The 19483-nt window shown below is 49.0% G+C and carries 22 protein-coding genes; 8 read left to right on the plus strand and 14 right to left on the minus strand.

All coding sequences use genetic code 11. The annotated features are described in order from the left end of the window. Positions 1–154: 154 nt before the first annotated feature. The 5 genes from ACZ5ZV_RS07755 to ACZ5ZV_RS07775 form a co-directional block, all read right to left on the minus strand. The gene (locus ACZ5ZV_RS07755) at positions 155–1060 is read right to left on the minus strand and encodes a hypothetical protein (protein ID WP_464120847.1); all 906 of its coding nucleotides are present in this window, start codon (positions 1058–1060) and stop codon (positions 155–157) included. Between the two features lie 125 nt (positions 1061–1185). After that, positions 1186–1641, minus strand: coding sequence for a hypothetical protein (locus tag ACZ5ZV_RS07760; RefSeq protein ID WP_464120848.1), 456 nt, complete (start codon positions 1639–1641; stop codon positions 1186–1188). A 119-nt stretch (positions 1642–1760) separates the two neighbouring features. Further along, a complete protein-coding gene (locus ACZ5ZV_RS07765) occupies positions 1761–1922 on the minus strand; it encodes a CopG family antitoxin (protein WP_464121397.1) in 162 nt (53 codons plus the stop codon). 64 nt (positions 1923–1986) lie between these two features. Then, a complete protein-coding gene (locus ACZ5ZV_RS07770; protein ID WP_464120849.1) occupies positions 1987–2460 on the minus strand; it encodes a nucleotidyl transferase AbiEii/AbiGii toxin family protein in 474 nt (157 codons plus the stop codon). Between the two features lie 84 nt (positions 2461–2544). Further along, positions 2545–2970, minus strand: a complete 426-nt coding sequence (locus tag ACZ5ZV_RS07775) for a PPC domain-containing DNA-binding protein (protein ID WP_464120850.1) — start codon at positions 2968–2970, stop codon at positions 2545–2547. A gap of 121 nt (positions 2971–3091) precedes the next feature. Between ACZ5ZV_RS07775 and cysK the strand changes: the two genes are divergently transcribed. Both cysK and ACZ5ZV_RS07785 read left to right on the plus strand, forming a co-directional pair. Further along, a complete protein-coding gene (cysK, locus tag ACZ5ZV_RS07780) occupies positions 3092–4081 on the plus strand; it encodes a cysteine synthase A (protein ID WP_464120851.1) in 990 nt (329 codons plus the stop codon). Positions 4082–4086: 5 nt separating this feature from the next. Further along, complete coding sequence (locus ACZ5ZV_RS07785) at positions 4087–4845, plus strand: endonuclease/exonuclease/phosphatase family protein (protein ID WP_464120852.1); 759 nt, start codon at positions 4087–4089, stop codon at positions 4843–4845. 19 nt (positions 4846–4864) lie between these two features. Here the strand turns inward: ACZ5ZV_RS07785 and ACZ5ZV_RS07790 are convergent, their stop codons facing one another. The 3 genes from ACZ5ZV_RS07790 to ACZ5ZV_RS07800 form a co-directional block, all read right to left on the minus strand. Then, positions 4865–6076, minus strand: a complete 1212-nt coding sequence (locus tag ACZ5ZV_RS07790) for a hypothetical protein (protein ID WP_464120853.1) — start codon at positions 6074–6076, stop codon at positions 4865–4867. A 156-nt stretch (positions 6077–6232) separates the two neighbouring features. Next, positions 6233–6754 (minus strand): hypothetical protein, encoded by a 522-nt coding sequence (locus tag ACZ5ZV_RS07795; protein WP_464120854.1) that lies wholly within the window; start codon positions 6752–6754, stop codon positions 6233–6235. After that, on the minus strand, positions 6751–7281 hold the full coding sequence (locus ACZ5ZV_RS07800; RefSeq protein ID WP_464120855.1) for an RNA polymerase sigma factor: 531 nt from the start codon (positions 7279–7281) through the stop codon (positions 6751–6753). The genes ACZ5ZV_RS07795 and ACZ5ZV_RS07800 overlap by 4 nt, the downstream gene beginning before the upstream one ends. Positions 7282–7520: 239 nt before the next feature. Here ACZ5ZV_RS07800 and ACZ5ZV_RS07805 point away from each other — a divergent pair, with 239 nt between their 5' ends. Together ACZ5ZV_RS07805 and ACZ5ZV_RS07810 are read left to right on the plus strand one after the other, a co-directional pair. Then, positions 7521–9587 carry a sodium-translocating pyrophosphatase gene (locus ACZ5ZV_RS07805; protein WP_464120856.1) on the plus strand — a complete coding sequence of 689 codons (2067 nt, stop codon included), beginning with the start codon at positions 7521–7523 and terminating at the stop codon, positions 9585–9587. Between the two features lie 230 nt (positions 9588–9817). After that, positions 9818–10348 (plus strand): hypothetical protein, encoded by a 531-nt coding sequence (locus ACZ5ZV_RS07810; protein WP_464120857.1) that lies wholly within the window; start codon positions 9818–9820, stop codon positions 10346–10348. Here the strand turns inward: ACZ5ZV_RS07810 and ACZ5ZV_RS07815 are convergent. After that, positions 10345–10617 (minus strand): TMEM165/GDT1 family protein, encoded by a 273-nt coding sequence (locus ACZ5ZV_RS07815; protein WP_262552360.1) that lies wholly within the window; start codon positions 10615–10617, stop codon positions 10345–10347. The two genes, ACZ5ZV_RS07810 and ACZ5ZV_RS07815, sit on opposite strands and share 4 nt — an antisense overlap. A 53-nt stretch (positions 10618–10670) precedes the next feature. On the opposite strand from ACZ5ZV_RS07815, the gene ACZ5ZV_RS07820 reads away from it, so the two are divergent. The 3 genes from ACZ5ZV_RS07820 to ACZ5ZV_RS07830 all read left to right on the plus strand — a co-directional run bounded on the left by ACZ5ZV_RS07820 (position 10671) and on the right by ACZ5ZV_RS07830 (position 13013). Continuing rightward, entirely contained in the window at positions 10671–11267 is a 597-nt protein-coding gene (locus tag ACZ5ZV_RS07820) for an exopolysaccharide biosynthesis protein (protein WP_464120858.1), read from the plus strand. A gap of 100 nt (positions 11268–11367) precedes the next feature. After that, positions 11368–11745, plus strand: coding sequence for a cysteine rich repeat-containing protein (locus ACZ5ZV_RS07825; protein WP_464120859.1), 378 nt, complete (start codon positions 11368–11370; stop codon positions 11743–11745). Between the two features lie 8 nt (positions 11746–11753). Further along, complete coding sequence (locus ACZ5ZV_RS07830; RefSeq protein ID WP_464120860.1) at positions 11754–13013, plus strand: MFS transporter; 1260 nt, start codon at positions 11754–11756, stop codon at positions 13011–13013. On the opposite strand, the gene tsaA is transcribed toward ACZ5ZV_RS07830, so the two are convergent. From tsaA to ACZ5ZV_RS07850, 4 genes are read right to left on the minus strand one after another with little or no spacing between them, the layout of a single operon-like run. Then, a complete protein-coding gene (gene tsaA, locus ACZ5ZV_RS07835) occupies positions 12985–13761 on the minus strand; it encodes a tRNA (N6-threonylcarbamoyladenosine(37)-N6)-methyltransferase TrmO (protein ID WP_464120862.1) in 777 nt (258 codons plus the stop codon). The genes ACZ5ZV_RS07830 and tsaA overlap by 29 nt on opposite strands. Then, positions 13746–14525 (minus strand): RNA methyltransferase, encoded by a 780-nt coding sequence (locus ACZ5ZV_RS07840; RefSeq protein ID WP_464120863.1) that lies wholly within the window; start codon positions 14523–14525, stop codon positions 13746–13748. The genes tsaA and ACZ5ZV_RS07840 overlap by 16 nt, the downstream gene beginning before the upstream one ends. Then, positions 14525–16591 (minus strand): methionine--tRNA ligase, encoded by a 2067-nt coding sequence (gene metG / locus ACZ5ZV_RS07845; protein WP_464120864.1) that lies wholly within the window; start codon positions 16589–16591, stop codon positions 14525–14527. Before metG ends, ACZ5ZV_RS07840 begins: the two co-directional genes overlap by 1 nt. Further along, positions 16592–17341 (minus strand): carbonic anhydrase, encoded by a 750-nt coding sequence (locus ACZ5ZV_RS07850; RefSeq protein WP_464120866.1) that lies wholly within the window; start codon positions 17339–17341, stop codon positions 16592–16594. 126 nt (positions 17342–17467) lie between these two features. Between ACZ5ZV_RS07850 and ACZ5ZV_RS07855 the strand changes: the two genes are divergently transcribed. Next, positions 17468–18442 carry an aminotransferase class IV gene (locus ACZ5ZV_RS07855; RefSeq protein ID WP_464120867.1) on the plus strand — a complete coding sequence of 325 codons (975 nt, stop codon included), beginning with the start codon at positions 17468–17470 and terminating at the stop codon, positions 18440–18442. Here the strand turns inward: ACZ5ZV_RS07855 and mreB are convergent. Continuing rightward, positions 18439–19482 (minus strand): rod shape-determining protein MreB, encoded by a 1044-nt coding sequence (mreB, locus tag ACZ5ZV_RS07860; protein ID WP_464120868.1) that lies wholly within the window; start codon positions 19480–19482, stop codon positions 18439–18441. The genes ACZ5ZV_RS07855 and mreB overlap by 4 nt on opposite strands. Between the last annotated feature and the right edge of the window lies 1 nt (position 19483).

Raw genomic sequence — 19483 nt, forward strand, 5'->3', positions numbered from 1 at the left:
TGTATTTTTGCTGCCACGAGTCGGGATTCTTTGTTGGATGCGAATCCTGATGTTCATTTCTGCGTCCAAATCCACATCCGTGTCGGGCGCAATAGGGGGCAGTCTAAAACTGTCCCCAAAAAAAGAGGCCCCTTCGGAGCCTCCACAATGAGATCTACTTCAAAAACTCCTCATCCAACGCTTCAATCAGTCCTCTGGCTGCAGAAGTGTAGGTAGCCTTCATGCCTTCAAAACCCACTTTTTTCGCCTCAGCAAAATGCTCTGACTTTTCGTAGTTTGTTGAAGGAAGATATCTGCCCGCGACGATTTCAACCTGGGCCGAGCCGCAGTGATTCGGACTTCCAAAAAGACCGAAGCTAATACCGTGCTCTTTTGCTTTTTCATTCGAAACACAGATATTGAAGTAAATCGTTCCCTGGCCGCCAGATCCTAGCAGATCAAGATCTTTGTATCGAGCTTCGGTGGCAGTCTTGTTGTGTTCGTTATAGCCGAAGTCAATAAAAGCATCCACTTTGCTTTCGTTTTGGATCTGGGACAGGATCTTTCCTTCGCGCGCAAGACGGTCGATGTATTTTGAACCGGTAGCGTGAACGCCCTGGAATTCTTGACCATAAGTTGGGCTGAAAGCCTGAACGGCAGTAAGGTCGGGCAGGGCTTTGTAGGTGGGTGATGCTTCAGCCAACTGCGCAGGAGTCAGGACCTCGTAACCTTGCTTTTCAAGTTGTGTTTTGATTTCATTCAAGACGGCATCAGAAACCGTGCGATAGTCTGCAAGAGCTGCAGAAGGGCCCATGAAGTAGGTGCGCTCTTTAAGGCTGGCTTCTCTCCAGCCTTTGTCGTCCCATGCTAAAGAAGTGGTCAGGATGCCGATGCGTTTGATCTTTCCATTATAGACCTTGCTGAACTTTCCGTTGTGGGTTTTGAAGCTGGCGTCTTTGGCTTCTTTGTAAGCTTCTTCCTGATGCTTGGTCTGAATAGCTGTCACCTCGTCCATGCTTTTAACTGTGGCGCAGGCCGGGAGCAAAAGGGCCGTCAATACGCCGATGCCGTATTTTTTCATAGTATAAATCCTCCTTGATTTGTTTACTTCCAAGTTTTGATGACTACATAAACTCGGTCAATCCAAGAGGAATATTCTGCTTTTCAATTGCGACTTTGGTGGCGGTCCTGAATGTGGGTGATGTGTCAGAAGCGAATTCGTATGCCAATGCCTGCGTCCAAATCCACATCCGTGTCGGGCACAACATCTAAGGCCAAGGACAGCTCGCCAAAGAACTCAAGATTGGGATTGTTGATCTTGTACACCAATCCCAGTGGAGCGCGCGGGCCAATAGCAATTTCACCATCATGCTTCCCACTGTTAATGGAAATCAAACGCAGTCCTAAGCCATAGTACATTTCAATCGGGCCGCTGCGTTCGACAGAAAACACGCGAGCACGATCCCATAAATATGTCCCGTGCACATGCAGTCCGGAATGATGTCCGGTCGAATACGCCAGGGCCCCTTCGAGGGAGTGTTGCCCGTCCAGGCTTGTTCGTCCTGAAAAGCCCGTCGGGTCGCCGAGCACCACACCCAGGGCGCTGTCGGCTTGTGCGTTGTGGGTCATCATCAGTGATAGAGCAAGCATCGATGCTGTCATGTACTTCTTCATGAAGTCCTCCGCTGGGACTTATTATCCTGAAGCCCAAAAAGAATTCCAGCAAAAATGCCTGAATGTTTCAAGCTGAGGACGGGTGTCTAGAGCTTTAACAAAAAAAGCTAATTTTCCAAGAGCCCTTTACGAAGATACTCGATCATAAGAGATTGGTATTTCTTGCCATCTGCTTTAGCTTTTAACTTTATACTTCTTAAAATATTTTCCGGAACCCGCAGACTGATAGCCACTGTGGGTTCATCGATTTGAGAAGACATTACTCGCATGTCCTCAAGGAATCTTAGGGCTGATTCGGGAGAAATCGTCTGCGACTTTTCTTTTGATGAGGTTTTAACCTTTTTCACGCAATTTGGCCTTTATATTTTCTATGTCGATCAGATCCTGGGGGCGCCCGGATTCAGTTTTCATCTTAAGAAGTTCGTGAAGGCTGGCGACAGGAATTTTGCGTCCACCGACAGATACTTTTTCTATTTCCATTGTTTTAAGGTCTTTTGTGATCAGAATGTCCACCTGCCGAGAAGGGTCCTTATAGTCCACAAAGGACCAAGCAATCAGGTTGCGATTTTCGATGTATTCTTGTCGCATACTAATCAGATCTTGGGCTCTGACAGGGATGCGGGATTGAAGTCCTACTTTTTGCAAAGTTTTTTCTGCTAGCTCGAAGTCTTCTTTTGTGAGGCTTAACACAAAATCAACGTCCATTGTGGCTCGAACCAGGCCATGGAGTGCTAGGGCGTATCCTCCGACAACGGCGAACTTAAGTTTGGCAGCATTGAAAGCATCTGTGATTTCAAAAATAAACATATAAGGCAATTGTATATACATGTATATACAATTGCAATACTAAAGGTGTTGCGCTCTCAAAATGAGAATTTTGTCCTATCGAGGCTAGCCTCGCTTCTGAATCAGCAGCTCTTTATATCCGGTGTGGCCGTCGTTTTCTCTCTGGAAGGTCAGATCGCGATTTTCCAGCAGCACGATCTCGGCTGTGGTGTAGATTTCAGATCCATCCATCAGATGCCCCCCAAGGACTTTGCCCTCAAAATCGCTGATGGAAATATGCAGGTGGGCTGCGGTGCTGTTGACGGTTCCGCTTAAAGAGACGATTTCAAACGGACCTTGGAATTCGACGACATCCTTGCCGTTAGACAAGCGAAGGTGGGCCTTGTTAAGGCTTCCTACACAACTGACCACGCAGGCCGCGTGCAGGTGATGCAGTTGGCAATAATAAATAAGCTCTTTTTTAAGGTCCTGTCCGGGTCTCAAACGGAAACAATAGCTGGTCACAGAGCTGGAGAAAGGTTCAGTTGCCATAGGGGCCCCCCGTATTAACGAAATGAAAACAAACTTTTACAAACTTCAACTTTGTCAGCCCGGCCGTTGGGAGTATCATTAAAAGATAGGTCGTTATCTCCATATCCAAGACAGGCAACATATGAAAGTATATTCTGATATCACAAAAACCGTAGGTCAAACCCCCTTGATTGAAATGCAAAGAATCGGAAAGGGTTTGCCTGGAAAACTTTTGCTGAAGCTCGAATTTTTTAATCCGTTGGGCTCTGTGAAAGACCGTATTGGCCTTGCCATGATTGAAGACGCCGAACGCAGTGGAAAGCTCAAACCCGGAATGAAAATCATCGAGCCCACCAGTGGCAACACGGGGATTGCGTTGGCTTTTGTGGCGGCGGCCAAAGGGTATGATCTGACGTTGACCATGCCAGAAACCATGTCGCAAGAGCGTCGCACCTTGCTGTTGCTCTTGGGAGCCAAGATCGTTCTGACTCCTGGACCGTTGGGGATGAAAGGGGCCATTGCCAAGGCCATGGAGCTTTTAGAAAAGACTCCGAACTCGTGGACGGCCGGGCAGTTTGATAATCCCGCCAATCCGTCGATTCATAAAGAAACCACCGGTCCGGAAATTTGGAACGACACGGATGGCAAGGTGGATATGGTTATCAGTGGAGTCGGCACCTCGGGCACCATCACCGGTGTGGGGACTTTCTTAAAGTCCAAAAAACCAAGTGTGAAAATGATTGCGGTTGAACCCGTGGAAAGCCCGGTGCTTTCCGGCGGTAAACCCGGCCCACATAAAATTCAAGGCCTGGGGGCGGGATTTGTGCCCAGTGTGATGGACCGCTCTGTCGTGGACGGGGTCGAGCAAGTGTCGTCCGAGGAGTCCATCAAGACAGCTCGCGAGGTGATTAAGGCCGAAGGCATTCCGGTGGGAATTTCTTCCGGCGCAGCGATTGCGGCGGGTCTTCGTCAGGCGGCCAAAGAAGAAAATCGTGGTAAAAACATTGTTGTGATTATTCCAAGTTACAGTGAACGCTACCTGTCGACGCTTCTGGCTGAACAAGAACGCCAGGAAGCGCAAAGTTTGCAGGTAGCAACAGTGGATGAAGCCTATTTAAGCAAGGTGAAGTAAACGAGATGGTGCCCTTTGTAGTTCCTGCGAAAGAAAAAGTTCTGTTGAAGATCGGCGAGGGAGTGAGTCTTCCAGCGGCGCCTTCGCAGTTTGATATCTTCGTCTGGAACGTCTATAAAGGGCAGCGCGCCGCTTTGTTTGAAAGTGATTTCAAACGACTGGGGCAGAACAAGGATTTTATCTTTTTGCAGGAAGCCTTGTTGGATCAGAAAATGCCACAGATCTGGAGGAATGATTTTTCCTCATACGAGTGGCATCTGGCGCAAAGCTTTCACTATAAGAAAGACCTTTCCAGTACCGGGGTGGCGATCGGCTCACGTTTGACTCCGCAGTCCGTGGATTTTATCCGCGCCAAGACGCGGGAGCTTTTCTGGCTGACGCCGAAGCTAACCCTGTTCAGTGAATATCAGTTCGGGGATAAGAAGGCCCTTTTCGTCTGCACACATGTTTTAAACTTTGTGACCTTAAACGCCTTCACGGCATCACTGTATGAAATCGCTTCGCGGATTTCCCAGTTTGACGGGCCGATTGTTCTGGCTGGGGATTTTAATACCTGGAATTTCAAACGCTATATGATCATGAAAAGCATCTTCCGTGATCTGGGGCTGGAGCATCTGGATCTGGATGATGATGGTCGGATCTTAAAGCTGGATCACGTTTTCGTGCGCGGCTTTGAAGTCGTCAAAGCCAAAGTCCACCATACAGTGTTGAGTTCCGATCACTTTCCTTTGGAAATCACTCTGAAAGTTCCCGGATCTTTTTAGGGTCTACAGCGCGTTATATCTAGTCTATTTCGTAGCGTGAAAAATTGCTGACATTGGTGATGACATCGTCAAGTAGGCCCGCTTTGCCGTCTGGGCCGGGCTTTCCGTCTGCGCCGTTGGTTCCGCGGGGGCCGACTGCCGCGCTTTTACATTTTTTTAAGGGATTATCGCCTGGAGCTCCGCCTGGACCGCCTTGTCCGCCTTTGCCGCCAGCTCCCCCGCGTCCGCCAAGGCCGCGACGTTGCGCGACTTCAAGTTTGAACTGGGTATGATCGTCGATGATGGCAGTCAGGATGCCACTGTTGCCACCGGCGCTTCCGGATTCGCCATCTTGTCCCTGAGATCCGGGGGAACCAGCTTCCCCGTTGGTTGGGTTAGCCGTACAGGATATTTGTGAGGAGCCAAGGCAAGGGCGGCCGTCGTCGTTTACACAATACTCGCTGAAGTCCTTGATGTCGCCATCGCGGCCTTTTTTGCCAACAGTTCCAGCCGTGCCATTGGAGCCGGGTTTGCCATCGATACCATTGAAGCCAACCATCGCCACACGCAGGTGACCGACGGCTTTTTGGGCTTTGATTTTGATATGTGATCCTTTGAGGAACTCTATACTAGTGGCAACGTTTTTCGGCGTTGTTGTTAGAATGTGAGCATCTCGGAAATGCATTCTCGACTTTGACTCTAAGCTTGGAGAGGTTACATAAATTTTATTTGCATTTAGAGATAGATCGTATCCGTTTGTGATAATGCGCCCATTTTCAAGCAAGTAGATGCGATTGGCAGAAATGACGGAGTCCTGATCTAGATATTCTTCATTTGAGATAAGGATATCCTTGGGTGATGTTGCCTCGGCTGTAAAAGTAGAGCTTTCGCCGCCAAGAGCATTGAGTGCCACAAGGTGAATATTGGTTTTTGTGCTATATCCAATGGGCATTGTGAAGCGATTGCCTGATTTTAAAATTTGATAGGGAGTGTTGCCAACGCTCACCTTCATCGCCGGAACTTCCTCTGGCCACGTGATTTCTAAACGATAAAGACCAGGCTCTTCATCCTCAATAAAATTAATCTTAACATTGGATTCATTTAGCTCACCAGTGAAGGAAACCTTTTCGACAGTTTCAATCACATCTGAGTTGGAAGTGGGAGAACTTGGCTCTTTTGCGCCGTCCTTCTTAAATGCACAAGCGCCTAAAAATAAACATAGTGCAAAGATAGAAGTTGTTCGTAAGCTCATAACCACCTCGATAAAAATCTTCGCATTTATACAACGAATTGGTGCCGAATGGCGACTGTCAGGATTTTAGACAGGCAGATATTTCAATGCTGTCTAAGATTTCTGGGGATAAAAGCGAGGAATCAATCCCAAGGCCTCCGGAGAAGAGGCTAGGGCTTAGATACTTTTTAGAAAAGCCTTAAAGCTGCGTTTGCTGACGGTCATCAGTTCTGCGCCCAAAGACGCACCGAACAACCACAAGACCGCACTTTCCCAAGTGACCTCATGGCTGATGGCTGAAAAGACTCCTAAAGAAACTAAAGCCACGCTGGCGATGCTGAGCACGCGCGTGCGCAGAAGCACCAGCCATTCTTCGCGGTTTAAGAAGAAGCGGGCAAGTAAGAAGGTCACAGCCAGATAGTATGCGCCACACATGGAATGGCAGAACAAGGGGCTGACATCCATAAAGGTGTGCATCAGGTCGTGACCGGTATTAAAGAGTGTCAGGCCAAACTGTGAACACGAAGCCATGGTCAGAGCCGTTCCCACGGCGTGGGCAAAGCCCAGTTTGGTGGCAACTTTCCAGGCCGAGGGCAGTTCCTGCGCCAAAGTGGAGTTGATTTTATTTAAAACAAAAGAGGATCCAGCAGGGGAGCTATCTTCGGCAAACGACTGAAAGTCTTTTTTTAAGTCTGTCACTTGGATACTCCTTTCGCCTTATGGCCTCGCAGAAACTTCAGACTGCGTGAAACAATCTGACGGATATTGCTTTCTGATTCTTTCAGCAAAGCCGCAATTTCATCATACTCCATCTCGTCCAGATAACGGAGTTTCATGACTTCCTGTTCGCGGGGTTTAAGATCCTTCAGCAAGACCGCCGCCTCCTGGCTGTCCTCTATATTAGGAGTCGGGGCTTCAGTTTGTGACAGGGATTCTTCCCATTCGAGGAAATCTTTAATTTCGCGATTTCTATAGTCTTTTAGCTCACTTCGGGTGATCACATAAAGCCAGGCCAGGGCCGAGTGTTTGGGATCATAGAGGTGTTTTTTGCGGTAAAGCTGCAAGAAGACGATCTGAAGCAGGTCCTCGGCGCGTTCCTGTGGCAGGCGACGTTTAAGGGCGTAGCTCAGAACTCGACCCGAGTGTCTTAAATAGAGGATGTCCAGGGCTTTGCGTTCCCCTTCGGACAGCTTAATTAACAGTTCCTCATCACTCAGCTCATTCATCTGCCCTGAAGGTACGCCGTACCTTTTTGGAGTGCAATGCATTACTAAAGGGTACGGCGTACCTTTTTTAGTGGGGTGGGTTCTGAATGGTGAATTTTGCCTAAACAATGGGCATAAATGTTCCTAATGCGGCGCGAATTCATTTTAGTACGGGCCCCTCCTAGATTGACTCGGTGTAATGAGATCAGGTAACTCTAAGCCTTCGTAATTAAAACGAGAAATCATAAACGGAGTGCAACATGTTTAGTGAATCTTTACTGATCTCTCCTGCAATTGCAGGGGTCGTTGGTTTGATCGTTGCTTTGGCTCTGTACCTTCGCGTGAAGGCACAACCAGCGGGCAATGAGACAATGAATCGTATCGCGTCCTACGTGCGCGAAGGTTCTATGGCGTTCCTTGTGCGTGAGTACAAGGTCCTTTTCGTCTACGCAATCGTCGTAGGCTTGGCTCTTTGGTTCGCCTTGGGCGGAATCGCAGCGGGATCTTTCATCCTGGGTGCATTCTTGTCTTTGCTTGCGGGCTTCTTCGGTATGAAGGCGGCTACTTATGCCAACGTTCGTACCTCTCAGGCAGCAGCAGGCGGCTCTAAAGCAGCAGCATTGCTAGTCGCGCTTGATGGTGGCGCCGTGATGGGTCTTTCCGTTGCGGGTCTTGGTTTGATCGGTTTGGGCGGTTTGTATGTTGGTTTCCAGGGTTCTAAAGACCTGGGCACAATCCTTCACTCCTTCGCGGTTGGTGCTTCCTCTATCGCTCTATTTGCGCGTATCGGTGGTGGTATCTACACTAAGGCGGCGGACGTGGGTGCCGACATCGCTGGTAAAGTTGTAGAAAACATTCCTGAAGACGACCCTCGTAATCCTGGTGTAATTGCCGACAACGTTGGTGACAACGTCGGTGACGTGGCTGGTATGGGCGCAGACATCTATGAGTCCATGGTTGCTGCGATCGTATCTGCTATGGCGATTGCTTTGACAATCCCTGCAGAAGGTCTGTCTGCTTTGATGACAGGTGCGGATGCTGAGACTGTGCGTATTGCCGGTGTTGCATTGCCGATCTTGTTGTCCACTTTGGGTCTTTTGATCTCTATCATCGTAATCTTCGCAGCTCGCGCGTTCAAAAACGGCAAGCCTGCAACTGTATTGCGTAATGCTTTGATCTTCCCGCCAATTCTTTTGACGATTGCTTCTTACATCATCCTTCCGATGTTCGGCATCAATCAGGGTGTGACTGTGGCTTTGGCTGCGGGTGCGTTCGGTGGTGCTTTGATCGGTTTGATCACTGAGTACTACACAGCGGCTCGTCCAATCCGTTTGGTTGCTGAAGCAGCTTTGACTGGTGCGGGTACTGGTGTGATCCGTGGTTTGGCAGTGGGTATGGAATCCACAGCGATCCCAATGTTGATCGTTGTTGTTGCGGCTTACGTTGCTGACCAGGCTTTGGGTCTGTACGGTATCGCAATGGCGGCAGTGGGTATGTTGGCAGGTACTGCAGTTGTTATGACTGTGGATGCTTACGGTCCTATCGCTGACAACGCGGGTGGTATCTCTGAAATGTCCGGTCTGGGCAAAGACGTTCGTGCGATCACTGACGAATTGGATGCTGTTGGTAATACAACTGCAGCTATCGGTAAAGGTTTCGCGATCGGTTCTGCGATCCTGACAGTTGTGGCGCTATTCTCTGCGTTCAACATGGAAGTAAACCACGTTCGTGAGAACGCAGGTCTTGCTAAAATGTCCTTGGATCTGACTTCTTCCGGCGTTCTGATCGGTATCTTGTTGGGTGCGATCCTTCCATTCCTGGTGGGTGCAACGACAATGACAGCGGTTGGTAAAGCGGCTCAGAAGATCGTTCAAGAGATCGCTCGTCAATTCAAAGAAATCCCAGGTCTTCGTGAAGGTAAAGCGGAACCACAACCAGCTAAGATCGTGGACATTGCAACTCAAGCTGCATTGTTCGAAATGATCTTGCCAGGTATGATCGCGATCCTTGCTCCTGTGGCAGTCGGCTTCATCTTGGGCCCTCAAGCTTTGGCAGGTCTTCTTGCCGGTGGCTTGGCTGTCGGTGCAACTATGTCCTTGTTCATGGCGAACGCGGGCGGTGCATGGGATAACGCTAAGAAATACATCGAAAAAGGCGGCCTTCCAGGTCATCCAAAAGGTTCCGATGCTCACAAAGCAGCGGTTGTTGGTGACACTGTCGGTGACCCGTTCAAAGACACTTCCGGTCCTGGCGTTGCGATCCTTATCAAAGTTATGTCCGTCGTATCTTTGTTGATCGCTCAATTGATCGCTACAATCGGCGGTTAATCGCGCGCTCCAGCGCAGGAAGCGCAGGCGCCCTCTGGGCGCTGTAGCTGGACTCCGGCTCTGCCGAGGAGGCGCAAGCGCCCTCAGGCGCTGTAGCTGGACTTACCTCTGAATAATATTAAAACCCCACAGCCAAAAACTGTGGGGTTTTCTTTTGCCTAACAGGACTTGGGGCTATTCTTGCCTCATTAATGTGACAGAGACTCAGATGAGTTTTATAACGTGTTTATATGCACAAACTCATCCCTGTACTTTCCGGAAGTTTATTTGTTTTTGCACTTTCATCCTGCGGTGGCATTGGCAGTTACATTGGCCCCGCACAGGAACTTAAAACCATCCCACACGACATGTTTTATCAAACCACGGGTGACTGTTCTCAAGGGGATCTGGAGTTTATTCGTCTGCAATCAGCGGGCATTAAGCTTTGGACAGATCCTTCAGCGGTTTTGATAGGACAGCAGGAGCTCTATCTGCATCAGGATCTAAGTTTTGATATCCGCTACAGGGAGTTTGATTGGTCGGGTGTGACATTTGATAAAAGAATTCACTCTAAAGTGACTCTGGATCCTACGACCGGGGCTGTCAGTTTGCCGGGCTTGGGGGCTGGGAAAGTGATTGAGGAAAATGGTCGCAAATATCTGGAAGTGAACTTCAAACAAAGTGTGAACTCGCCAGAGCTGATTGGTAAGACGGTGCGATTTAGAATTTCAAAATCAGATGTTGGACTCGATACGGATCGAGTCCAATATTGTGGGTACTAGGCTTTTGCTGCCAAAACCCAGATCCCGACTAGAATAAACAAACTTCCAGAGACATATTTCATAATTTGGGGACTTAACATAGTTCCCAAGAACTTCCCAAAAATCACACCTAAAGCCCCGGCAAGACCCAAGGCCAAGACCACGGCGACCATAACGGTCATGGTGGACTTGGTTTGTGAAGACGCGGCAAGAGCCGCAAATTGGGTCTTGTCTCCCATTTCAGCCAAGAATATCGTGATAAAGGTGCTCGCAAAAATCTTCCAGTCCATGTGGGTCCTTTTAAGTAATAATGAAAACCTAGTGATAAGAGCTTAGGTGAGGGATGGCAAGTTTGAAAAGTCGATTTATTTCCGCCATGGATCTTTTGCAGGAAGAAGCCTCTAAAGGCGACCTCACTTTGCGAAGAGTTTTCGATTTGCTGGGCGAAGAGGGGCACGCGGTGCTGGTTCTTTTCCTGTGTCTGCCGTTTATGCAGCCGATTCCCATTCCTGGACTTTCGACTCCTTTGGGGATTCTAATTTCTTTAGTGGCGATTTTTCTGTTTCGCCGGAAGGCCCCGTGGCTGCCGAGAAGGTTTGAGCATCTGAAGATCTCTGCAGATGTGGTGATCCGGGTTTCTGAGGTGGCGGAAAAAATATGGACCTATGTTTCTCGCATAGTGAAAGAGCGCCTGACGGTGCTGCATGATTTCTGGGTGTTTCGCCTAGGGAATCTGATCGTATTTATCGGTAACGCCGTTTTGCTGTCTTTACCCCTGCCAATTCCTTTTTCTAACACCGTGCCTGCTGTTGGTATCATCCTGTGCGCAATCGGGCACATGGAAAAAGACGGTGTTTTTATCCTTTTTAGCTACCTGTGGTGTCTAATTGTTGCGAGCTTCTTTGCGACCCTGGCCATGGGGGCGATTCATTTCGTCTGATCCCACTTAGGTCCAGACCTCGTAGAAAGGGCCATAGGACCTCAAGCTCTTTGTCTCTGATTTCCCGGTGCTGGTACCATTTAGAAAATGGGGGTCCTTAATGGGAAAATGGATTGTTGTTACAGTGATGCTTTGTTTTGGATGGATGTCACACGCAGAAGAAGCCACTTCCAATGCCTGTGCGAAAGATCGTGAAACTCTGTGCGGAAATGTCGAACCTGGCCAGGGGCGTGTGATGAAGTGCATGCGCGAGAATAAAGACAAACTTTCTGCCGAGTGCAAAGCGCAGCACGAAAAAATGAAAACACACATGAAAGGTGTCAAAGAAGCCTGTCATGATGATGTTGAAAAGTTCTGTGGTGATGTGAAAGCGGGCAAGGGGCGTATTGTGAAGTGCATGCACGAAAATAAAGACAAACTCTCTGAAGCCTGCAAAGCCGAGATGGAAACAGGCAAAAAAATGAGAAGGGGCCATTAAAGTCACTCATGCGCGAGAAAAGCTTAAGGCTCAGTCTTTTTGATGCCTTCTTATGTTCACTGATGATTGGAGCTGGCGAGACGTACTTGCCAGCTTATTCTTTATCTATCGGCATGGGTGAAATCTTTGCCGGGATTCTGTCGACCTTACCCATCGTTAGTGGGGCCTTCTTGCAGTTGATCACTCCGCGCGGACTGCAGCGCATGCGTTCACATAAAAACTGGGTGGTGGCTTCGGCGACATTGCAGGCTTTGACCTTCCTGCCGTTGATTTACTTCTCTGCGACCAAAGCTCCGAATTTCTGGATGCTGTTTTTGATTCTCTCTTTGTATTGGGGCTCTGGGTTTGCCGCCGGACCGGCCTGGAATTACTGGATGGGCCGCTTGGTGCAAGTGGAAGAGGGCAGTCGCTATTTTGCTAAAAGGGCCCGCGTTTCTCAGATCGGTATTCTGTTGGGACTTATCGGCGGGGGAGTCGCCCTTCACAACAAAGTGGAGATCGGTCCGTTCTCGTCCGTGTTTACGATGCTCTTTGTGTTTGCCTTTGGTTGTCGTCTTTTGTCGTCATTTATTCTTTCATCACAGTACTTCGATCCGAATTGGAACAAAGAACCTAAGATTGGTTTTCGTGCTTCGTGGAAAGTGTTCTGGGCAAACTCCAGCAAAAGACAGTTCTTCTTTTATCTGGCTCCTTTTCAAGCGGCCGTTTTTGTTTCGTCGCCCTTTGTGACTCCTTATATGCTGGCTCAGGTCAAGATGGACTATGGGGCCTATATGACCGCGATTGGGGTTTTGTTTGTCGGAAAAATTCTGACGCTGACTTTGATTGATCGCCTTCGTCACAATGCTTCGGGGTTTAATCTATTGATCTTCGGTGCTGGAGCCATTGTGCCGTTGCCAGCGATGTGGGCCATCAGTGCAGAGCCCTATTTTATCTTCTTCCTGCAATTGATCAGTGGCATGGCCTGGGCCTTTGTGGAAGTGGGGCTGTCTTTGATTTTCTTTAAGGATCTGAAGCAGGAAGAGAAAGTTCCAATGCTGACGGTTTACAATCTTTTAAATTCTCTGGCGATCATTCTGGGGACCTATATTGGCGGCAAAGTGCTGTGGATCTTCGGTGAAAAGGTCACCAGCTACTATGCGGTCTTTATCTTGGGAAGCGTGGCGCGGGGCTTTGGATTTTATCCGCTGTATCGCTACGTGAAAACTCAGATCTGGGAAGCTGCCGCTAGCAAAGACCCTATTGATTCGACGGAAAAAGCTTCATAAATTCCCGGTGCAGGTCTTTGTCCTTATAGGTGTCTTCGGACACGGCCAGGTCATGTTCTGAATAGCCCGAAAAGATCTTCATCACGCTGACATGATGTTCTTGAATTTCAAAATACGCCCGCCAGGTGCGATAGGCGATCACGAAACCTTTAGCTTCAGTCTTCACACGTTTTTTGCGGGAATTGTCCGGTTCAAATTCCAGTTGATGTTGCAGGAAGCCGCGAAGTTGTTGCAAGCCCTGAAGTTCCAGCCATTGAAGTTCCTGCTGGGTCTCAACAGAAAAATCCACCACAAACTTCTCGGCGTTCTTCAGCCATTCCGGTTCGACTCCCGGAAAAGAATCGGCATAGGCCACATAAGGTTTGATATCCAAAATCGGACTGCCGTCCAAAAGATCCGCACCCTCCACATAGATTTTCAACTTGTCGATGTATTTGACCTTTACGCAGCTAATGCCAATGGGATTGGGGCGGTAAGGGGATCTGGTGGCAAAGACACCCAGCTTTTTCTGACTGCCCCGTGGAGGCAGCACCATCGGGTTCCAGTGATCGTTATGATGAAACAAAAACACCACCCAGATGCGTTCACAGCCTTCCAGCCCCGTGAGGGCCTGTTCAAAGTTGTGACCGGCTTGCAGCTCAATATAGCCCGCCGAATGAAACTCATCAGGCTGGCGGCCCGCTTCATAAGGGTGCACTTGGGGACTGTGAAAGGTGCCAATGGGATTTATTTCTATTTTAGGCGCCATTGTCTCATCCATTCAAAACCGGCAACGGCTGCCGTCACGCCCACATTCAGGGAGTTCTTGCGGCCGCGCAGGGGGATTATACGAACTTCATCAATCACTTTTAAAACTTCAGGATCCAGACCGAATCTTTCATTACCTAAAACAAAAGCTGTTGGTTCAGAATCAAATTTTTCATAAAGGTCGGTGGCACTGGCAGCAGTTTCCAGCGCGACAATGCGATAGCCTTCGTCTTTAAGCTCTTCCAGGCATTCCAAAAGCTTCGGGGCTTCTTCCCAGATCAAATATTCTTGAGTGCCCATGGCGGTCTTTTCCACTTTCCATTGGGTGGGAAGGGGAGTGTAACCGCAAAGATAGATTTTTTCCGCGCTCAGGCATTCGGCGGTTCTGAAAATAGAGCCCACGTTGAAGGCCGAACGAATATTATCCAACACAAACACCAAAGGAAGCTTTTCCTGGGCAAAATCCGTCTTGTCATTTTCAATGACGAGAAACTCATCGTCCTGAAGATTCTTGTGTAGCAGTCGCTCGAAAGGGATGGCATAGCTGACAAAATGTTTTAGCGTCATGCTGCCAACCAGATGCTTTTCTAGCGAAGCCAGTCTCGTCACATCGGGATTGTCGGATGAAGCCAGATTGGCGATTTTACTTTTCAGATCCTGAAGTGTGGCTGCCACAAAAGAAAAATCCCCCGAGGACTTTTCCAGCTTTAAGAAAAGCTGATGAATTTCTTCGAGGGATTTTTTATCCTGAGCTGAAAGGCTCATTATTTTACTCTCTGGCCAACCTGTGCGCCATCATCTGCTGACAGAACGAATAAATCGCTGCCACCAGTTCCCGCCGCCAGGATCATGCCTTCAGACATGCCAAACTTCATTTTACGAGGTTTCAAGTTTACGCACACCAAAACTTTGCGCCCCACCAGTTGTTCTGGTTTGTAAGCAGCTTTGATGCCGGAAATAATCTGGCGAATCTGACCTTCGCCGATATCCACTTTAAGTCTAAGAAGCTTGTCGGCTTCTTTGATCTCTTCCGCTTCGATCACCTGGCCAATGCGCAGATCGACTTTGTCGAAATCAGCAAATTCGATTTCTGCCGGGCGACCTTCAGCTCCCGTCGCCGAAGATGCCGCCGGGGCAGCTGCTTTCGGAGCCGCTGTCGAGGCGGCTTTTTTTGCAGCCTGAAGCTCTTCGTTGATCTTCTTGCCTTCTTCAATCATGGCTTTGACTTTGTCGGCCTCAATTCGAGTTGCCAAGTGTTCGTAGTCATTGATCGGGCAGTTGGTCAGAACTTTATTTAGGTCAGACCACTGGTAAGAGGATTCATTCAAAAGTTTTGCCACTTTGTCGCTGTAGTATGGCAGAACCGGCTTCAGATAAATCGCAAGCAGACGGAACATATTCAAAGTCGTTGTGATGACCTGTTTGGTTCCTGCCGGATCGGTATCGATGGTTTTCCACGGAGCCTTTTCGTCGAAGTACTTATTGGCATCATCCGCCAAACCGCGGATCTCAGTCAGCGCTTTGGCGAAATCACGGGCTTCATAATGGGCCGCAATGCTTTCCGCCGTTTTTTGCGCATGCTCGATCAGCTTTTTGCCTTCAACGTCCGGCTCACTCATCACGCCGTCCATTTTCTTTTTCAGCATCTGGCCACCACGGGATCCCAGATTCGTGATTTTACCCACAAGCTCGGAATTCACGCGGCCCGTGAAGTCTTCCAGATTCAAATCGATATCATCCACAGAACTGTTCAGTTTTGTGGAATAGTAATAGCGCAGATATTCCGGGTTCAGATGATTCAGGTATGTTCTTGCGGCAATAAATGTTCCTTTGGACTTGGACATCTTTTCGCCATTGACCATCAAGTGACCATGCACAAAGACCTGATTCGGTGAACGGAATTCCGCAGCTTTCAAGAAGGCCGGCCAGAAGATTGTGTGGAAGCGGGCAATGTCCTTGCCGATGAAGTGATAGATCTCACGACTCGGGTCCTGCCAGATGTCTTTCAGGGTCTTGCCTTGATTTTTCGCCCATTGCTCGGTTGTGGACATGTATCCCATCGGAGCATCCACCCACACATAGAAGAACTTCTTGTTGTTCGTGCCCGGAATCGCAAAGCCGAAGTATGGCTCATCACGTGAAATATCCAAATCCTTCAGGTCTTCATTGAACCACTCCAGCATCTTTTTAGAGATCTCGCTAGAGCAGTGTTTTGGGATCCATTCTTCAAGGTAAGCTTTAAAGTCGTTCAGCTTAAAGAAAATGCTTTCAGAGTCTTTAAGCACCGGAGCATTGCCGCACATGGAGCAATGCACTTCCTTCAGGTCGCTTGGAGAGTAAGTCGATCCACACACATCACAGGAATCTCCATACTGCTCTTTGGCGCCACATTTAGGGCAAGTGCCCTTCACGAAGCGATCTGGCAGGAACATCTTGTCGTGATTGCAGTACAGCTGCTGAATCAGCTGCGTGCGGGTGTGGTTGCCTTCCTGCATTTTTTTGTAGAAATACTCGCAAAGAAGGCGGTTTTCTTCAGAATTCGTGGAGCCGAAGTGTGAGAACTGAACCTGGAAGTCCGCAAAATCCTGAGTGTGCTCTTTGTAGCTCTGAGCGATCAAAGCTTCTGGAGTGATCTTCATTTCGCGGGCTTTGACCATGATCGGGGTTCCGTGGGTGTCATCGGCGCAGATGAACACACACTCATGACCTCTCATGTTCTGAAAACGGGCCCAGAAGTCGGCCTGAAGATATTCCACCAGGTGACCCAGATGGATGTATCCGTTCGCGTAGGGAAGAGCACAGGTGATCAGAATCTTACGTTTGTCGTTCATTTATCGAAACTCCACATTTCCAGCTTCAAGGCTATAGACAGCCTTCACAATCTTTACCTCACCCGAGGCCACAGCGTCACGCAGGATTGCAGAGCGTTCTAGCAGATCATTGTTCAGGCCCTCGGCTGCCACCATGTCGCCGCAAGAGTCTGAACCCATCAAAACCACCAGATTGGTGCCCAGTGTGCCTACAGAATACTCAAGGCTTTCCTGGACGTTTTTATCCAAGATCAGCTCGCCCGTGCGAATCACGTAAATTTCCCCTAATTTCTGGTCGAAAATGATTTCGGGGGAAACTCGAGAATCACTGCAGGTAAAGATTGCAGCGTGAGGTCGCTGCAAAGTGGCAACACGACGGCGGTCTTTGGCTGAGGCACCATCGTTACGGAACATTCCTTTTACAAAGCGAGTGTTTCCGTTCTTCAGCCAACCCAGGGATTTTTCAGCCGGAACCGGACCCGCCTCGCGAGGTGTCTTTCCATGGGTTTCGTGAATATGTTGAGCAGCAGCGGCAACAGCCTCTTTCACTTCGGATGCATGGGCTTGTGCTTCGGCATCGTCACCAACCTGAACTGGCGTCATTTCTTTTGCGCCTCCTGTGCTGGTTGCCTGGGAAGGGGCCTCTTTCACATTGCCTTGGGCATCTTTCAGGTAAACTTTGGTTTCTTGATTCGGAGCGCGGTCGCGAGTGAACGACGCACATGCTGTCAGGTTCAGAACCAAAAGGGGAATTAGAAGATGGTTTTGCATTGAAGTCCTCCGTAAGATCTTATTGTCAGGACCTCCCTTGAGTTAGGTCAAATTAAAAACAAAAAAACTACCGTCGTCGTCGCCAAGAAAATAGAATGGGAAAATCATCTCGAAAGCGAGGATCTTATGACATTGCCGGTACTTTCTCCCTCTGAAGTTCAAAAGCATCTTTTGCAGCGCCAGTATGCTGCTCAGGGCACGTATCTTGCGATGTACAGTTCTTGGCTGGGTGGGATTGTGAAAGATCCTGGTTTGATGATGGTCCCGGTGGACGATCACCTGGTTCATCGCGGGGATGGGGTTTTTGAAGCAATCAAGGTCGTTGATGGGCAGGTTTTCCTTCTGCAGGAACATCTGGAGCGCCTAGAGTCCTCGGCGGGTCAGATTGGTCTGTCCCTGCCGCATTCTTTGCCCGAGATGAAGGAAATTATTTTGGAGACCACAAAAGTTTCCGGCGCGCGCTTTGCGGTGCTAAGGCTCTATATCTCCCGAGGTCCGGGTTATTTTACCACAAACCCGTATGATTCGATCAGTTCGCAAATGTATCTGATAGTGACTTCTTTCACTCCATTTTCTGATGAAAAGTATCTGAAGGGTGTAAAAGTGGGGCGCAGTCATATCGCCCCGAAAGACCCTTGGATGGCTAGAATCAAGACTTGTAACTATCTCCCCAATGTTCTGATGAAAAAAGAAAGTGTGGATCGCAAGATTGACTTCACCATTGGTATTGACGGGCAGGGCTTCATCACGGAAGGCAGCACGGAAAACATTGTGCTGATTGATAAAGATAAAAATCTGCTTCGTCCGAAGCTTCGTCAGATTTTAAAGGGCACAACGATGATGCGAACGTTTGAACTGGCGGAAAGCCTTGTGGGTGAAGGAGTGCTTAATTCGATTCAGGAAAAGGATCTGAGTGAGCAGGATCTTCTGTCCGCCGCCGAGGCGATGATGATCGGAACGACTTTGGATGTTCTTCCGGTGGTTGAATATGAAGGTCAGAAAATCGGCTCAGGGCAGCAGGGGCCTGCGGCCTTCCGTCTTTTGCAGTTGTTGCGTGACGATATGAAAAAGGGGCCGAAAACGACCCCTGTGAGTTATTAAACTTCCAGTTGAATTTTATCCAGCAGTTCTGGGTCGCTCAGGACTGCTTCGCCGCCCTTGGCAATTGCTGTCAGCGGATTTTCCGCCACGCGAACCTGCAAGCGAACTTCATTTTGGATGCGCAGATCAAAGTCACGAATCAAAGCGCCCCCACCAGCCAGGGTGATGCCTCTTTCGATGATATCTGACACCAGCTCTGGGGGAGTGTGTTCCAAAGCCTTGTGAATGGCGTTGATAACCTCCTGAATGCAACCGTTCATTGCCAGGCCCACGTCTTCTGAGCTGACTTCCATGGTTCGGTTCATGCCCGTGTCGGCATCGCGGCCCGTGATGGTCACGCTGCGGATGTCTTTTTTAGGAACGGCGGTGCCGATGGTGATCTTCAGGTATTCGGCTGTGGACTCAGAGATATTGAGCTTTTTGTATTTTTTAAAGTAGTCAATGATCGCATCATCCAAACGGTGACCGCCCACGCGGACAGCTTCGCAATAGACGATATCTGCCAAAGCAATCACGGCCACTTCTGTAGTTCCTCCGCCAATATCGATGATCATATTGCCTTCGGCGGATTTGACGTTCAGTCCTGAGCCGATCGCGGCGGCCATAGGCTCGTCAATCAGGAAGACCTCTTTGGCGCCAGCAGCTTTGCACGAATCAATGACGGCGCGTTTTTCCACTTCTGTTACACCATAAGGCAGGGACACCACCACGCGCGGGCGGGAAAAAGCGCTTTTCACACCCGGTTGGCTTAGGAAGTGCTTCAGCATGACTTCGGAAGTTTCAAAGTCAGCGATGACTCCGTCACGAATCGGTTTCTGTGCAAAGATGTTGCCGGGATTGTTTGCCAACTTTTCTTTGGTGTCAGATCCCACAGCAATCACACGTTTTTTGCCCGGGCTTGTCTGTTGATATGCAATCAGTGAGGGCTCATTCAGGATGATCCCTTTTCCACGCGCTGCAATCAATGTATTGGCTGTTCCCAGATCTACATAAAGATCTGCAGCGGTACCGGTATCGTCCTTAAAGAACCATGACAACATA

This window comes from Bdellovibrio sp. HAGR004 (genome assembly GCF_055397015.1).

Excerpts from the sequence above, each read along its gene's own strand:
- ACZ5ZV_RS07755 (WP_464120847.1), bottom strand. The coding sequence starts at position 1,060 with ATGAAAAAATACGGCATCGGCGTATTGACGGCCCTTTTGCTCCCGGCC.
- ACZ5ZV_RS07760 (WP_464120848.1), bottom strand. The coding sequence starts at position 1,641 with ATGACAGCATCGATGCTTGCTCTATCACTGATGATGACCCACAACGCA.
- ACZ5ZV_RS07765 (WP_464121397.1), bottom strand. The coding sequence starts at position 1,922 with ATGCGAGTAATGTCTTCTCAAATCGATGAACCCACAGTGGCTATCAGT.
- ACZ5ZV_RS07770 (WP_464120849.1), bottom strand. The coding sequence starts at position 2,460 with ATGTTTATTTTTGAAATCACAGATGCTTTCAATGCTGCCAAACTTAAG.
- ACZ5ZV_RS07775 (WP_464120850.1), bottom strand. The coding sequence starts at position 2,970 with ATGGCAACTGAACCTTTCTCCAGCTCTGTGACCAGCTATTGTTTCCGT.
- cysK (WP_464120851.1), top strand. The coding sequence starts at position 3,092 with ATGAAAGTATATTCTGATATCACAAAAACCGTAGGTCAAACCCCCTTG.
- ACZ5ZV_RS07785 (WP_464120852.1), top strand. The coding sequence starts at position 4,087 with ATGGTGCCCTTTGTAGTTCCTGCGAAAGAAAAAGTTCTGTTGAAGATC.
- ACZ5ZV_RS07790 (WP_464120853.1), bottom strand. The coding sequence starts at position 6,076 with ATGAGCTTACGAACAACTTCTATCTTTGCACTATGTTTATTTTTAGGC.
- ACZ5ZV_RS07800 (WP_464120855.1), bottom strand. The coding sequence starts at position 7,281 with ATGAATGAGCTGAGTGATGAGGAACTGTTAATTAAGCTGTCCGAAGGG.
- ACZ5ZV_RS07805 (WP_464120856.1), top strand. The coding sequence starts at position 7,521 with ATGTTTAGTGAATCTTTACTGATCTCTCCTGCAATTGCAGGGGTCGTT.
- ACZ5ZV_RS07810 (WP_464120857.1), top strand. The coding sequence starts at position 9,818 with ATGCACAAACTCATCCCTGTACTTTCCGGAAGTTTATTTGTTTTTGCA.
- ACZ5ZV_RS07815 (WP_262552360.1), bottom strand. The coding sequence starts at position 10,617 with ATGGACTGGAAGATTTTTGCGAGCACCTTTATCACGATATTCTTGGCT.
- ACZ5ZV_RS07820 (WP_464120858.1), top strand. The coding sequence starts at position 10,671 with ATGGCAAGTTTGAAAAGTCGATTTATTTCCGCCATGGATCTTTTGCAG.
- ACZ5ZV_RS07825 (WP_464120859.1), top strand. The coding sequence starts at position 11,368 with ATGGGAAAATGGATTGTTGTTACAGTGATGCTTTGTTTTGGATGGATG.
- ACZ5ZV_RS07830 (WP_464120860.1), top strand. The coding sequence starts at position 11,754 with ATGCGCGAGAAAAGCTTAAGGCTCAGTCTTTTTGATGCCTTCTTATGT.
- tsaA (WP_464120862.1), bottom strand. The coding sequence starts at position 13,761 with ATGGCGCCTAAAATAGAAATAAATCCCATTGGCACCTTTCACAGTCCC.
- ACZ5ZV_RS07840 (WP_464120863.1), bottom strand. The coding sequence starts at position 14,525 with ATGAGCCTTTCAGCTCAGGATAAAAAATCCCTCGAAGAAATTCATCAG.
- metG (WP_464120864.1), bottom strand. The coding sequence starts at position 16,591 with ATGAACGACAAACGTAAGATTCTGATCACCTGTGCTCTTCCCTACGCG.
- ACZ5ZV_RS07850 (WP_464120866.1), bottom strand. The coding sequence starts at position 17,341 with ATGCAAAACCATCTTCTAATTCCCCTTTTGGTTCTGAACCTGACAGCA.
- ACZ5ZV_RS07855 (WP_464120867.1), top strand. The coding sequence starts at position 17,468 with ATGACATTGCCGGTACTTTCTCCCTCTGAAGTTCAAAAGCATCTTTTG.
- mreB (WP_464120868.1), bottom strand. The coding sequence starts at position 19,482 with ATGTTGTCATGGTTCTTTAAGGACGATACCGGTACCGCTGCAGATCTT.